The 13,941-nt window shown below is 45.1% G+C and carries 12 protein-coding genes; 2 read left to right on the top strand and 10 right to left on the bottom strand.

Annotation, left to right across the window (positions count from 1 at the left end; genetic code table 11):
- Positions 1-12 precede the first annotated feature (12 nt).
- The 5 genes from EV212_RS11795 to EV212_RS11815 form a co-directional block, all read right to left on the bottom strand.
- Positions 13-1,191: a S41 family peptidase gene (locus EV212_RS11795; RefSeq protein WP_132093622.1), complete on the bottom strand. Its 1,179-nt coding sequence runs from the start codon at positions 1,189-1,191 to the stop codon at positions 13-15.
- 135 nt (positions 1,192-1,326) lie between these two features.
- The gene (locus tag EV212_RS11800; RefSeq protein ID WP_132093625.1) at positions 1,327-2,604 is read right to left on the bottom strand and encodes a murein hydrolase activator EnvC family protein; all 1,278 of its coding nucleotides are present in this window, start codon (positions 2,602-2,604) and stop codon (positions 1,327-1,329) included.
- Between the two features lie 15 nt (positions 2,605-2,619).
- Entirely contained in the window at positions 2,620-3,528 is a 909-nt protein-coding gene (gene ftsX / locus EV212_RS11805) for a permease-like cell division protein FtsX (protein ID WP_132093628.1), read from the bottom strand.
- Positions 3,518-4,201 carry a cell division ATP-binding protein FtsE gene (gene ftsE / locus EV212_RS11810; RefSeq protein ID WP_132093631.1) on the bottom strand — a complete coding sequence of 228 codons (684 nt, stop codon included), beginning with the start codon at positions 4,199-4,201 and terminating at the stop codon, positions 3,518-3,520. The genes ftsX and ftsE overlap by 11 nt, the downstream gene beginning before the upstream one ends.
- A gap of 40 nt (positions 4,202-4,241) precedes the next feature.
- Positions 4,242-5,330: a PucR family transcriptional regulator gene (locus EV212_RS11815; RefSeq protein WP_132093634.1), complete on the bottom strand. Its 1,089-nt coding sequence runs from the start codon at positions 5,328-5,330 to the stop codon at positions 4,242-4,244.
- 289 nt (positions 5,331-5,619) lie between these two features.
- Here EV212_RS11815 and ymfI point away from each other — a divergent pair, with 289 nt between their 5' ends.
- Positions 5,620-6,351: an elongation factor P 5-aminopentanone reductase gene (ymfI, locus tag EV212_RS11820; RefSeq protein WP_132093637.1), complete on the top strand. Its 732-nt coding sequence runs from the start codon at positions 5,620-5,622 to the stop codon at positions 6,349-6,351.
- A 97-nt stretch (positions 6,352-6,448) separates the two neighbouring features.
- Here the strand turns inward: ymfI and EV212_RS11825 are convergent, their stop codons facing one another.
- The 3 genes from EV212_RS11825 to EV212_RS11835 are packed head-to-tail and all read right to left on the bottom strand — an operon-like array spanning position 6,449 to position 10,907.
- The gene (locus tag EV212_RS11825) at positions 6,449-8,290 is read right to left on the bottom strand and encodes an ABC transporter ATP-binding protein (protein ID WP_132093640.1); all 1,842 of its coding nucleotides are present in this window, start codon (positions 8,288-8,290) and stop codon (positions 6,449-6,451) included.
- Positions 8,287-10,440: an ABC transporter ATP-binding protein gene (locus EV212_RS11830; RefSeq protein ID WP_132093643.1), complete on the bottom strand. Its 2,154-nt coding sequence runs from the start codon at positions 10,438-10,440 to the stop codon at positions 8,287-8,289. Before EV212_RS11830 ends, EV212_RS11825 begins: the two co-directional genes overlap by 4 nt.
- Positions 10,434-10,907 carry a MarR family winged helix-turn-helix transcriptional regulator gene (locus tag EV212_RS11835; protein ID WP_132093646.1) on the bottom strand — a complete coding sequence of 158 codons (474 nt, stop codon included), beginning with the start codon at positions 10,905-10,907 and terminating at the stop codon, positions 10,434-10,436. The genes EV212_RS11830 and EV212_RS11835 overlap by 7 nt, the downstream gene beginning before the upstream one ends.
- 183 nt (positions 10,908-11,090) lie before the next feature.
- Between EV212_RS11835 and EV212_RS11840 the strand changes: the two genes are divergently transcribed.
- Positions 11,091-12,041, top strand: a complete 951-nt coding sequence (locus EV212_RS11840) for a 2-hydroxyacid dehydrogenase (RefSeq protein WP_132093649.1) — start codon at positions 11,091-11,093, stop codon at positions 12,039-12,041.
- Between the two features lie 103 nt (positions 12,042-12,144).
- Here the strand turns inward: EV212_RS11840 and EV212_RS11845 are convergent, their stop codons facing one another.
- Positions 12,145-12,516 carry an ACT domain-containing protein gene (locus EV212_RS11845; protein WP_132093652.1) on the bottom strand — a complete coding sequence of 124 codons (372 nt, stop codon included), beginning with the start codon at positions 12,514-12,516 and terminating at the stop codon, positions 12,145-12,147.
- 36 nt (positions 12,517-12,552) lie between these two features.
- Positions 12,553-13,887, bottom strand: a complete 1,335-nt coding sequence (locus tag EV212_RS11850; RefSeq protein WP_132093655.1) for an alanine/glycine:cation symporter family protein — start codon at positions 13,885-13,887, stop codon at positions 12,553-12,555.
- Positions 13,888-13,941 lie beyond the last annotated feature (54 nt).

Here is a 13,941-nt window from a genome sequence, read left to right on the forward strand (position 1 = left end):
TTAAACTACTGTCTATTCTGTCACGCTATTTAAATAATTGATTGCCGCCTGAAGTTGATTATCTTCTTCCAGTTCCTTGTCATATTCCACCACCTGATCAGGTTCAATACCAGTACCGTGAATACATACGCCGGATGGTGTATAGTATTTGGCCGAGGTCAGCTTCACCGCCGAACCGTCAAATAACGGAACAATGGACTGGACAATACCTTTTCCAAAAGTAGTCGTACCGATAATCTCCGCCTCGTCGTAATCTTTCAAAGCGCCGGTAAAAATTTCAGAAGCGCTGGCGGTATTACCATTGACCAGTACAACCATCGGCACCTCGATCCGGTCATCATCCTTCGCCCATTCTTCTTCCCGGTTTCCATTCTTATCCTCCGTGTAAACAAGTAATTCTTTCGTAAGCACCCGATCAAGAATATCGCATACGCTGTCCAGCAGACCGCCCCCATTATCCCTCAGATCAAAAATCAAACTTTTCATTCCCTGGGATTCCAGATCATCCACCGCAGCAGCAAACTGTTCCGCCGTCACCTCTTCAAATTCTGAAATCTGTATATATCCAATCTGATCATCCAACATCTTGTATGTTACCGTCGGCACATTGACAACCGCACGTTTCACCGCAACATCAATATATCTGTCCTCAGTAGCCCGATAAATAGTAACGTTCACCGTCGTGCCTTCCTCACCCTTCAGCTTTGCAACGACCATATTCAAATCTTCCCCGGTAACCTCTTCGCCCTCCACAGCATAGAGAATGTCATCTTTTAAAATACCTGCTTCCGCAGCCGGTGCGTCGTCAAAAGGCTTGACGATCGTAATGATCCCCGTGCTCATGTTTTGAGATACATAAGCTCCGATGCCTGAATATTTTCCCGACGAAGACTCCATTACCGATGCAAATTCCTCAGCTGTATAGTAAGTTGTGTAATCTTCTCCCAATCCGGTAACATACCCGGCATAAATTCCTTCTTCCAGTTTATCCGGATCAATATCCTCCTGATTCAAGTAAAGGTTATCGATGAGTTTATCAATTTTACCCAGTTTTTCTTCGATTTCCCCATACCGCTCACCCAGTCGGCCCGTCGACTTTTCCTGGTAATACTGTACACCTGACACTCCGGCCCATACAATACCCATTACTGCCAAACCAGCTACAAAGCTGGCGAAATTTTTCTTGTTCATAATTTCAGCCTCACATCTTTTTCGTTCTTCACTATTGTACAACAAGTCCTCCGAAATGCAAAGGGAAAACACAGATTTTTCATGGAATAAAAAAGAAGACAGGATAATTCCTGTCTCCTTGTATGTATTTATTTATCACGGGCTAACGTATCCTAATGGGTCTACCCAATAGCCATCATAACCGCCAGAGGAGCCCACCATAACGCCGAAATGAAGATGCGGTCCTGTAGACCATCCAGTACTTCCAACAGCCGCAATAGACTGACCGGCGCTGACATACTGACCTGAGCTGACATACAGAGCAGATGCATGCATATAAACGCTCAGCACGCCGCCGCCATGGTCAATGACCACCCAGTTGCCGGCACTGCTGCTGTACCCTGCAATCCATACCGTACCGCTGGCTGCCGCATAAATCGGTGAACCATAACCTGCGCCGATATCAATGCCATTATGGTTGCCGCCGCGCCAATCCTGATAACCGAAAGTATCCGTCAGATAAGTTGTATCACTTGGCCATACCCAGCCGCCGCCATAGGAAGGTTTGTAGGCACCGGAAACATCTTCCACATAACTGCTGCCGCTGCTTTCTCCGTCGCCGGAAGCTGCTGCTTCTTCCTGTGCAGCAGCAGCGGCTGCTGCCTCAGCTGCGGCTGCTGCCGCGGCCGCACGAATCTCAGCTTCAATTTCTGCCAGAGCCTGCTGCTCCATGGAAATATTTTCTTCCAGTTCCTGAATATACTCTTCGGTATATTCAATCGTAGTGTTCAAGGATTGAATATAAGCGGCTTTTTCATCCAGAATCCCCTGAAGCTCTGTTTCCTGAGTTTCCAGTTCTTCTTTAAGTTGTGTGATCCGTGCCACTTCTTCTTCCTGCTGTTTTTCAAGCGCTTCAATCTGAGTTCTTGTATCCCGAAGGCTCTGAAGCAGATTGCTGTCATAATCAGAAATCTTTGAAATATATTCCGTACTATTCAGCAGAGAAGTAATATCTTCTGCCGCAAGGAGGATTTCCAGATAACCGGTATCTCCTTTTTTGTACATTACTTTAATACGCAGTTTTAAAGTCTCATACTGCTTTTTCTCTTTTTCCTGGGCTGCTTCCAAATCCTTTTTTGTCTGTTCCAGCTCAGCCTCCGTCTTTTCCAACTCAGAGTTGGTCGTATCAATCTCTGTCTGCACACTCGACAGCTGATTATCCAGAGATTCAATCTCTACCTCTGTATTCGCCTTGTCTGTATGCATGGAATCCAGGGCCTGATTTTGCTCTTCCTTTTCCTGCTCCAGCGCCTCAATCTGCTGCTCTTTTTCCTCTTTATCGTTTTCATCCGCAGCCAGGGCTGTCAAATTAAACGAAAAAGCCATCACAAAGGCCATCACCACACTGAGAAGCCTCGTATGTAAACGTTTCATATCTTTTCTCCCTTCCTATACTCTGACATGTTTTCTCAAAGTCATATAACTTCCGATAAAACCAATACCCAGACCGATAGCAAGAGATATCGGAATAAGGATATTAAATACATCATTCACATTCATGAATGTCAGTATTCTGTTTAATATTGAGAAGTGTTCCAAAACGAAATCTACAACCATCGGATAAAGGGCCCGCAAAATAGCCACAGGAATTACGGAACCTATCAGACCAATGGTCATACCTTCAACTATAAACGGTCCACGGACAAAAAGGTCCGTTGCACCAATGTATTTCATAATCGCAATCTCTTCTTTACGCACAGCAATACCTATCATGACTGTGTTGCTGATCAGGAAAATCGCGACAAATACCAAAATTAAAATAATGCCGAGAGACACATAACCAATCAGACGACTAAAGTTTGTAAAACTTTCGGCAATAATATCAGAAGCATTCACTTCTGAAACCCCTTCCAAGCTTTCAATATAGGATATTAATTCAGCCTGCCTGGATGTATCTGCCAGATAAACCTGGACACTGGCACAATCTACTAAGGGATTGTCCTGATCCAGTCCGGCCAGGATTCCTTCATCACCATCCGCAAAATAATCCTGTTTAAAGTTCTCCCACGCATCATCCGCAGAAATATAGTTCGTTGAACTGACCTCTTCCCGCGCATCAATCAGCCGCTGTATCTCCAGCATCTTGTCCTCTGTTACCGTTTCATCGAAAAATACCGTCACGCCGACATTGGACTCCGCCGCATGCACCATGTACTGAAAATTAGCTACAATACAATAGAAAATACCAAACATAAACAAACATGCGGTAATCGTTCCAACCGAAGCCAGGGAAAACAACCGGTTACGGCCGATATTCTTAAAGCCCTGCCGGATTGCGTAAAACATTCTACCAATCATTTGTTATTCCACCTTTTTCATCGCTGATAACCACACCTTTGTCTATCGTGATAACCCTCTTCTGCATACGTTCAACAATATCCCGATTATGGGTAACTACGACTACCGTGGTTCCTCGTTTATTAATGTCCTCCAGAAGTTTCATGATTTCCCAGGCATTGGCCGGGTCCAGATTACCTGTCGGTTCATCCGCCAGTAAGATTGGCGGATTGTTCACCAGAGCCCTTGCCAAAGAAACTCTCTGCTGCTCACCGCCGGACAATTCTCCCGGCAGTGATTCCGCCTTATCTGCCAGTCCGACCAGCGCCAGCATCTGCGGTACTGTTTCTTTGATTACCTTAGCCGGTTTTCCGACAACCCGCTGAGCAAATGCAATATTTTCATAGACATTTCGGTCCTTTAACAGACGAAAATCCTGAAACACAACGCCTATGCCGCGGCGCATCTTCGGAATTCGGCGACGGCGCAAACGCCCGATATTCTGACTGTTGATATAAATTCTCCCGGAAGTTGGTTCCAGCTCTTTTAATAATAATTTAAACAGTGTTGTTTTACCCGAACCGCTGCTCCCCACGATAAACACAAATTCACCTTTACGTATTCTAAGGTTAACACCATTTAAAGCAGACACGCCTGTGCTATAAGTTTTGCAAACGTTATCTAAAACAATCACGTTATGACCTCCTTTTATCGCCAGTACCTTGCTTTAAATTTTAATATTCAAATGTCTCCATATATCTCATATACTTTACAACCATCAGCGCGATCTTAAACGTGATGGCATCTTCAAACACTCTTAAATCCAGCCCTGTACTCTTCTGAAGCTTATCCAGGCGATATACCAGTGTATTTCGGTGGATATATAACTGTCTCGAAGTTTCCGAAACATTCAGGCTGTTCTCAAAAAATTTGTTAATTGTAATCAGCGTTTCCTCGTCCAGGTCATCCGGAGATTTACCATCAAAAATTTCTTTTATGAACATCTTGCATAACGGCACCGGAAGCTGATAAATCAAACGTCCGATTCCCAGATTGCTGTAAGCTACAATAGAACGTTCACTATAAAAAATCTTTCCGACATCCAAAGCCATCTTGGCTTCTTTATAGGAGCGGGAAACATCTTTAATCTCATGAACAATCGTTCCGAGAGCGATCCGACACCTGGTCAAACCTTCACTGTGAAGCATATCCAATAGTCCTTTGCAGGATTTTGTTAACGCCTCATAATTTTCATTTTCCTTCACCTCGCGGACAACAATGACACTCTTTTCATCAACCGCTGTGATAAAGTCTTTTGTTTTACCTGTATAAATTCCCCGGACAATTTCAAGTCCGTTCAATTCTTTATCATTATTCAACTCGATGATCACGGCGATCCGACGGACATCCGTGTCAATCCGAAGCTTCTTGGAACGATTATAAATATCTACTAAAAGTAAATTATCCAAAAGCAGATTCTTAATGAAATTATCCTTATCAAATCGTTCTTTATAAGCCACAAGCAAATTCTGTGTCTGGAAAGACGCGATCTTACCGACCATATATACATCGTCGCTGTCGCCCTTTGCAAGAATAACAAATTCGAGCTGATGCTCATCAAATACTTTGAAAAACTGAAATCCACTGAGCACCTGACTGTCCGCAGGGGAATTGACAAAGTCTAAGACTGCATTCTCATACTCTTCCGCATTATTCATTGTGGATGCCAAAACCTTCCCCTCGGTATCCATAACGCACAAATCAACCCTGGTAATTGCTTTTAAGCCTTCCATCGTCGTCTGTAAAATCTGATTTGAAATCATATTTACCACCTTTACTTTTCATCATATAGTCCTGTTCGTATCAACTCCTTTCTCTATAATAGTGCAAATATGCCAAAAAGTAAAGATTTTTTTTATTCCTTTTTATAAAACAGCCCCATGTAAATTACAAATTTGTTACAGAATAATTTCAATTATGAATTTTATCACATTTCACAATTTAATTTTAACCAATTTTCTTTAATACTTTTTATTAAAAATGTATACAGCTTTTTATCTTTTGTGCTATACTCAGAATTATCCATAATATTTTATAGAAGGATTTGGAACTATGGCACATAAAACTGTTTTAATTACCGGCGCTTCCAGAGGAATCGGACGCGCCATTGCCCAAATATTTGCTGAAGCCGGATGGTCTGTCGGCATCTGCTGCAAAAAAAGTATGGCTGAACTGTCAGAAGTCAAGAAGTATATTGAAGCAACAGGCAGCCAATGTTTTGATTTCATCGGCGATATGGGATGTTATGAGGATGCACAGAAATTTATCACAGAAGCCAGAAAAGCGCTCGGACCGATCGACTGCCTCGTCAATAATGCCGGAGTCTCTTACATCGGTCTGCTCAGTGATATGCATGCCGAAGAATGGAACAAAATCATTCAGATCAATCTTACATCGGTTTTTAACTGCTGTAAACAGGTAATTCCTGACATGGTCGCCCGCCAGTCAGGAAGTATCATCAATATTTCTTCTGTGTGGGGCAACTGCGGTGCCTCCTGTGAGGTGGCCTACTCGGCCTCCAAGGGCGGCATGAATGCCTTCACAAAAGCATTGGCGAAAGAGCTGGCACCAAGCCATATCACCGTGAACGCCATCGCCTGCGGAGCCATTGACACAGAAATGAATCACTTTTTATCCAAAGAAGAGCGGGACCAGCTCATTGATGAAATTCCTGCCTGTCGAATGGGAACTCCAGAGGAAGTCGGCCGACTGGCCCTTCAGCTCGCCGGAAAACATTCTTATCTGACCGGTCAGATCATAACATTGGACGGCGGCTGGATTTAAAAAAACCGGCCTAAAGTAAAATTTGAAAAGATCCCCAAAAATCTGACTTATATAGCCTGACTTTTGGGGGTCTGTACATATTACTTCAAATCATTTATTATGCGGTTTCCTCGAACTGGGAATTATACAGATCCGCATAGAATCCGCCCTTTTTAAGCAATTCCTCATGATTGCCCTGCTCAATAATATCGCCATCTCTCATGACCAGAATGACATCCGCATCCTTAATCGTTGACAATCGGTGAGCGATCACAAAGCTGGTCCGTCCCTTCATCAGATTATTCATGGCTTTCTGAATTCGTTCTTCGGTCCGGGTATCCACCGAACTGGTCGCTTCATCGAGAATGAGAACCGGATTGTCCGCCAGAATGGCACGGGCAATCGTCAAAAGCTGTTTCTGTCCCTGCGAAACATTGCTGGCATCTTCATTTAATTCCATCTGATATCCCCCCGGAAGGGTCTGGATAAAATGGTGGGCATGAGCTGCTTTTGCCGCCGCAATGACCTCTTCATCCGTTGCATCCAGACGTCCGTAACGAATATTTTCCATGATCGTTCCTTTAAACAGCCATGTATCCTGAAGAACCATACCAAAAGATTCCCGCAATTCGCCCCGGTTGAAATCTTTAATATTATGACCATCCAGGAAAATACTTCCGGCATTTACATCGTAGAACCTCATGAGCAGCTTGACCATCGTTGTCTTTCCTGCACCTGTCGGTCCGACGATGGCAACCATCTGACCCGGTTCCACGTCACAACTAAAATCATGAATAATCATTTTATCCGGTTTATAACCAAAACGTACGTGCCGGAAAGAAACACGTCCTTCCGGATGCTCAAGATGCACCGGATTTTCCACAGTAATATCTTCTTCCGGTTCCGCCAGAAATTCAAATACCCGCTCAGAAGCTGCCGCCATGGACTGGAGCATGTTGGACACCTGAGCCACCTGAGAAATTGGCTGCGTAAATTGACGTACATACTGAATGAACGCCTGAATGTCGCCAATTTCAATACTTCCCCGAATCGTCAGATAACCTCCAACAACAGCCACCGACACATAGCCCAGATTTCCGACAAAGTTCATGATCGGCTGCATCATTCCGGAAAAGAACTGGGATTTCCACGCTGAAGCATACAGAGTATCATTGGTTTCCGAAAATTCTTTGAGCACCTCTTCTTCTCTGTTAAAGGCCTTGACAATATTCTGCCCACTGTAAACCTCTTCCACCTGACCATTGATATGTCCCAAGTATTCCTGCTGTGTGCGGAAATATTTCTGAGAGGATTTGACGACCGTCGTAATCAGAATCAAAGATACCGGCAAAATAATAATTGCGATCAGCGTCATTAATGGACTGATACTGATCATCATGATCAAAATTCCGATCACCGTCGTAATAGATGTGATCAGCTGGGTAACACTCTGATTTAAGCTCATCCCCAGTGTATCCACATCATTGGTAATTCGGGACAAAACTTCACCAACCGTCCTGGATTCAAAATATTCCAACGGCATCCGATTGATTTTTTCTGAAATTTCCTTACGCATCCGGAAACACATTTTCTGAGAAATTCCCGTCATCAGCCAGCCCTGCACAAATGAAAAACAGGCGCTGACCCCGTAAAGTCCTATTAATATAAGAAGGATTCTTCCAATTTTGGCAAAATCAATGCCGTCTCCACCGGAAAGTTTTGATACAAGACCATTGAATATTTCCGTCGTTGCCTTACTCAAAATCTTTGGTCCGACAATATTGAAAGCCGTACCACAGATTGCAAAAATAAGAACAAATACAAGGGCAATTTTATATCGGCCCATATAATTTAAAAGTTTTCCAACACTGCCTCTAAAATCCTTTGCCTTTTCCCCCGGCATCATTCCCCGGCCCATCGGTCCGTGGCCTCTCATCGGTCTTCTTCTCTCTTCACTCATGATGCACGGCCTCCTTTCAACTCGGATTCTGATAACTGGGATTTTGCAATTTCCTGATAAGCTTCACAGCTTTCCAGAAGCTCTTCATGACGTCCGATACCAGCCACACGCCCATCTTCCAGGACAATGATCTGATCCGCATGAAGAATGGTACTGATTCGCTGTGCCACGATAATGACCGTCGCATCGGAAACCTTCTCCTTCAACGCTTTTCTCAAGACCACATCTGTCTTATAGTCCAGCGCAGAGAAACTATCGTCAAACAGGAATATCTTTGGATTTTTTGCAATTGCCCTGGCTATGGACAAACGTTGTTTCTGTCCGCCGGAAACATTGGTTCCTCCCTGTGCGATCGGACTTTGATACATATCTTTCTTTGTCTCAATGAATTCTGTTGCCTGAGCCACCTCAGCAGCTGATTTCATCGCTTCGTCTGTAATCCATTCTCCACCGAATTTCAGATTGGATTCAATTGTCCCGGAAAACAAAACGCCCTTTTGCGGCACAAATCCGAGAAGGCTGCGAACTTTATTTCTGGAAAGTTCCCGGATATCAATGCCGTCAATCCGAATTGCCCCACCGGTCACATCATAAAATCTCGGAATCAAATGAATCATCGTCGACTTGCCGCAGCCCGTACTTCCGATGATGGCCGTTGTTTCTCCCGGTTTTGCCGTAAAGCTGATATGCTCCAGGGCATCCTCGCTGGCTCCCGGATACCGGAAACAGACATCCCTAAATTCCACATAACCCCTGGCATCTTTTAATTCATCATCCCGAACCTGATCCGCATCATGGATAGACGGCTCGGTCTTTAATACTTCATCAATACGATCTGCAGCAACGCCGGCCCTCGGCAGCATAATTGAAATCATCGTCAACATCAGGAATGCCATGACAATCTGCATTGTATATGTGATGAAGGCCATCATATCACCAACCTGAAGATTTCCCTGATTGATACCATGGGCTCCGGTCCAGACAATCAATACACTGATACCATTCATAATAAACATCATTGCCGGCATCATGAAAGTCATGACCCGGTTGGTAAATAACTGAGTCTGCATCAGATTTGTATTCGCTACGTCAAACCGCTGTTCCTCGTGTTTCTCCCGACTGAAAGCCCGAATGACCGGAATACCGGTAAGAATCTCTCTGGATACCAGATTCAGCCGGTCCACCAAATCCTGCATTTTCTTAAACTTCGGCATGGCAAGTGACATTAATACCAGAACCAACGCCATGATCGCCACGACAGCTACGACAATGATCCAACTCATTCCGGTCTTTGTATTCAGGACCTTAATTATACCGCCAATACCGATGATCGGCGCATAAAATATCATACGAAGCAGCATGACTTCCACCATCTGGACCTGCTGAATATCGTTGGTGCTTCGTGTGATCAGCGAAGCAGTTGAAAATTTATCCATCTCCGCATTGGAGAAGGATACGACTTTATTAAAAACACTCTTTCTCAGGTCCCGGCCCACACCGGCTGCCACCTTCGCCGCAAACAATGACACAAGAATTGAAGCTCCCATCATCAATACGGCCAGACCAACCATCTGAATGCCTTTTGTTTTCAGATATCCCATCTGAATATCATCCGGATTCATTCCGAGCGCCTCATACTCCTCTTTTACAAGCAGAACAGCTTTCTGTTGGATAATAGATTCACTCATATCCCCAAAAGACGCTTCAACCTCGTCCCGTTTGGCGACCATTTCCTTCCGGCTGATCATGCCCGCATCCACAGCCTGACGAATTTGATTTATATCCATCTCCCCTGATTCTTCTATAGAAGCGATAATGAGCATCGGCATTCCGAGAACGCTGTCCATCTGATCCAGAATATCCTTATCCTTCGTATTCAGCACGTAATTGCCTTCTTCGTCTTCGGAATAATAAGGTTCTATCTGCCCTATTTCTTCCTCCGTCATAAACAGGCACATGTTTTCATAAGTTTCTTTCCGCATTTTCTCCGGTGTGGCCCGCTCAATACCACCCTGCTGAATTCCCACATCTACAATATCCGATGTATACTGAGGCAATGATAAATCGCATCCGGCCTGAATGACCAACAGCAGAATAATGGTAAACACCATGGCCTTTGAATTTTTCAGATAGCTGAAAATTTTTAACATATCCGGTCTCCTTTCTCTGTCTTTTTCAGTTCATCTTCCATAACACCCAACATTTGGTTAAAAAGATTCAGAAGCTGCAGCATATTGTCCTCTCCCATCCGGCCAAAGACCCGTTTGGTATAATTTTGGAATATTTCACAACATTCCTCCTGCTTTGCTCTTCCTGTTTCCGTAATAAACACCCGGGTATTCCGACGGTCTTTCGCATCCACCTGACGGACAATATAGTCCTTCCCCTCCATGCCTTTCAACAGCCGACTGACCGCCGGTGCTGAAACCCGCATTTGAGCTGCCATACCGGAAACAGAAGCGCCATCCTCACCATCATCGAAGGCAGGGCACCCGGAACACATCTCCAATATCTTATACTCTCCAATGGAAATGTCTTTCAGCATACCGCTCATGTTTAAGTGCTTTAGCCGGAACATGGCTCTGAACATTTCTTCCTGTATTTCTTTGTTCTCCATCCTTTCACCTCTTTTAGTTAACAAGGTTATTATTTAACACAGTTAACCATTTACAAAGAGATATTGTACTCCCATTCTTTCAATTGTCAACCCCTTGTTTTAATTCACCTTTTTTGCTTGTTTCCCAGACCACAATCCTGTATACTTAAGTTATAAAATGTAACTTTAAGGGGGGTTTTTACAATGAATGCAAAAACAGTCGTATTAAATGGGGAACGTATGAATTATGACAACCGGCTGGACTACTCCATCCTGTCCGACGAAGTCAAAGTCTATGAACAGACTGAACCGTCTCAGATTCTGGAAAGAATTCAGGGTTTTGACATCGTTGTCACCAAAGAAATGCCGGTTTCCGGCGATATTATCCGCCAGTTTCCGGATTCGATAAAACTCATCTGTGAAGCCGGTACAGGCTATAACAACCTGGATTTGGATGCCGCCAGAGAAAAGGGCATCACGGTATGCAATGTGCCTTCCTACAGCACCGAACGAGTGGCTCACACAGCCATCATGATGGTTATGAATCTCAGCTCTTCCATGCGTAAACAGATTGCCATGCTGACCGAGAATAATCACGATAACTTTACCAAATGTATGCAGGTAGACCACGTAGAAATCAATGACAAGACTCTGGGCGTTGTCGGCGCTGGTCACATCGGCCGGGAAGTCATTAAAGTCGCTCAGGCCCTTGGAATGAAAATCCTGGCCTATGATGTCAATGCCAAAGGAGATGAACCGGGCATCCATTTCACCACTTTAGAAGAAGTTCTCTCCCAGAGCGATTATGTGACCCTCCACTGTCCGCTCATGCCTCAAACACATCATATTATCAATAAAGACACCCTGGCACTGATGAAGCCGACCGCTTTCATCATCAATACCGCCCGTGGTCCTCTCATTGATGAAGCCGCTTTGATCGAAGCGCTGAAAGAAGGACGTATCGCCGGCGCCGGTCTGGATGTTCAGGAAGTAGAGCCGCCGGCCGATGACAATCCGCTCTATCAGATGGAAAATGTCATCCTGACCCCGCATATGGGTTGGAGAGGTCTTGAAACCCGTCAGCGCCTTGTATCCATCCTCGCTGATGATATCAAAAACTATCTGAACGGAACACCGATCAATGTGGTAAGTTGATAAAAAATCTAAAAAAGGGAAATCAGGTAATAGTGATTTCCCTTTTTTTGTTACTATTCCTATGACGTTCCGTAATGGTCAGGAAAATTTTTGTACGGTTTATTCAGCATGAATTAACCCTATACCCCGCTGTTTCAAGCGCCTTCAACGCTCTCTGGTAATTTTCCTTTTTCACCAGAATATAATCCGTATTATATGTCGACACCGCAAAAATGCCGATTTTATTTTCAGCCAGAATCGCAGATATACGGGATAAAATTCCAATCAGGGAAAAGTCCAGAACGCCCTGAATCCGAAAAGCTTTCCAGCCGTCATCCCTCTCAACGGTATTCACCGGAACCCGCTCCGTACTGCAGACCAGTGAAAGTTCTTCGTCGGTTTTTCCTATAAAACAAAATTCATCTGTAAAATCAATGACAGAAATGTCATTTACTTTGCAAACAGAGAATTCCTTCTCGATTTTCTTCAACTCCATCTTTTAGCCTCCATTTACACTTTTGCATTACATCTTCTATCCAAGATACCTCCGGGTCTCCCGGACAATGACGTCGGACATGCAGAGCAACGACACGAGATTCGGAAGAACCATCAGTGCATTGAGAACATCCGCGGTCATCCATACAAGATTCAACTGAATTACCGGCGCTGCCGCTGCGGTTAAAATATACAGTACCCGATAAAAAATCAATCCATGCCCTCCCGCCAGATACCGGGTACAGCATTCACCATAATAGGCCCATCCAAGAATTGTGGAAAAGGCAAAGGTAATGATACCGACGACAAGAATTCCAGGTCCGACAATGGGAATCTGGGCAAAAGCCATTGTCGTCAGCAACCCGCCGTCTCCGGCTACAGCCATGTCAATAGATGGATTTTTCATAATGCTGCTCACCAGCACCAGACCGGTAATGGCACAGACAACCACCGTATCCCAAAAAGTCGCCGTAGAGGATACCAGCGCCTGACGCACCGGACTGCTCGTCTTTGCCGCTGCCGCAGCAATCGGCGCTGAACCCATGCCGGCCTCATTCGAAAAGAGGCCCCGGGCAATGCCATAACGCATGGCCATAGCAATTCCGCCGCCGGTAAGCCCTCCCGCTGCGGCACCGGGCGAAAACGCCATCGCCACAATGGTACGAAGAGCTGGAAAGATAAAATCATAATTATGAATCAGAATAGCCGCACAGCCTCCGATATAGAACAAACTCATAAAGGGCACCAGCCGCTCGCACACTCCGGCAATGGAACGAATGCCGCCAAAGATCACAAGAGCCGCCAGCCCCCCGGCAACGACACCAACAATCTCCGGCGGAATATTCAGGCTCTCTTTGCAGACCGCTGCAATGGCATTGACCTGAACGGCACAGCCAATTCCAAAGGATGCCGTACAGCCAAAAAGAGCAAACAGTATCGCCAGCCAACGCATATGGAGTCCCCGGTCCAGAACATACATGGCTCCCCCCTGCATCCTTCCATCCGCTGTACTCACCCGGAATTTCACCGCCAGCAGGGCTTCACCATAGGTTGTCGCCATCCCGAAAACGCCGGTCAGCCAGCACCAGAATACCGCTCCCGGACCACCCAGCGCAATCGCTGTTCCTACACCAATGATATTCCCCGTACCAAAGGTAGACGCCAATGCCGTTGTCAATGCACCAAAGGGACTTACATCTCCCTCGCTGCCTTCTTCTTTTTGCACCGACAATTGAATCCCGCGAAATACAAAACGCTGAATCCCCTTTGTCCGCACTGTCAAAAACAGATGGGTTCCCAGAAGCAGGCCGATGAGCGGCCACCCCCACAAAAAGTCATTCAGCGTTTTTATTCCATTTTCAATATATTCCATCCGCCGCCCCCGGCTTTTAATTTCACTTCAATATATGCGCCCTCCCGTTTTTTC

Origin of the sequence: Frisingicoccus caecimuris, from assembly GCF_004340975.1 — a bacterium.
In the GTDB taxonomy this organism is placed as follows: Bacteria; Bacillota; Clostridia; order Lachnospirales; family Lachnospiraceae; genus Frisingicoccus; species Frisingicoccus caecimuris.

Bases quoted from the DNA above. Each gene is read 5' to 3' on its own strand.
- ymfI (WP_132093637.1), top strand. From the start codon at position 5,620: ATGGCACATAAAACTGTTTTAATTACCGGCGCTTCCAGAGGAATCGGA.
- EV212_RS11850 (WP_132093655.1), bottom strand. From the start codon at position 13,887: ATGGAATATATTGAAAATGGAATAAAAACGCTGAATGACTTTTTGTGG.
- EV212_RS11830 (WP_132093643.1), bottom strand. From the start codon at position 10,440: ATGTTAAAAATTTTCAGCTATCTGAAAAATTCAAAGGCCATGGTGTTT.
- EV212_RS11815 (WP_132093634.1), bottom strand. From the start codon at position 5,330: ATGATTTCAAATCAGATTTTACAGACGACGATGGAAGGCTTAAAAGCA.
- EV212_RS11795 (WP_132093622.1), bottom strand. From the start codon at position 1,191: ATGAACAAGAAAAATTTCGCCAGCTTTGTAGCTGGTTTGGCAGTAATG.
- EV212_RS11840 (WP_132093649.1), top strand. From the start codon at position 11,091: ATGAATGCAAAAACAGTCGTATTAAATGGGGAACGTATGAATTATGAC.
- EV212_RS11835 (WP_132093646.1), bottom strand. From the start codon at position 10,907: ATGGAGAACAAAGAAATACAGGAAGAAATGTTCAGAGCCATGTTCCGG.
- EV212_RS11845 (WP_132093652.1), bottom strand. From the start codon at position 12,516: ATGGAGTTGAAGAAAATCGAGAAGGAATTCTCTGTTTGCAAAGTAAAT.
- EV212_RS11825 (WP_132093640.1), bottom strand. From the start codon at position 8,290: ATGAGTGAAGAGAGAAGAAGACCGATGAGAGGCCACGGACCGATGGGC.
- ftsX (WP_132093628.1), bottom strand. From the start codon at position 3,528: ATGATTGGTAGAATGTTTTACGCAATCCGGCAGGGCTTTAAGAATATC.
- EV212_RS11800 (WP_132093625.1), bottom strand. From the start codon at position 2,604: ATGAAACGTTTACATACGAGGCTTCTCAGTGTGGTGATGGCCTTTGTG.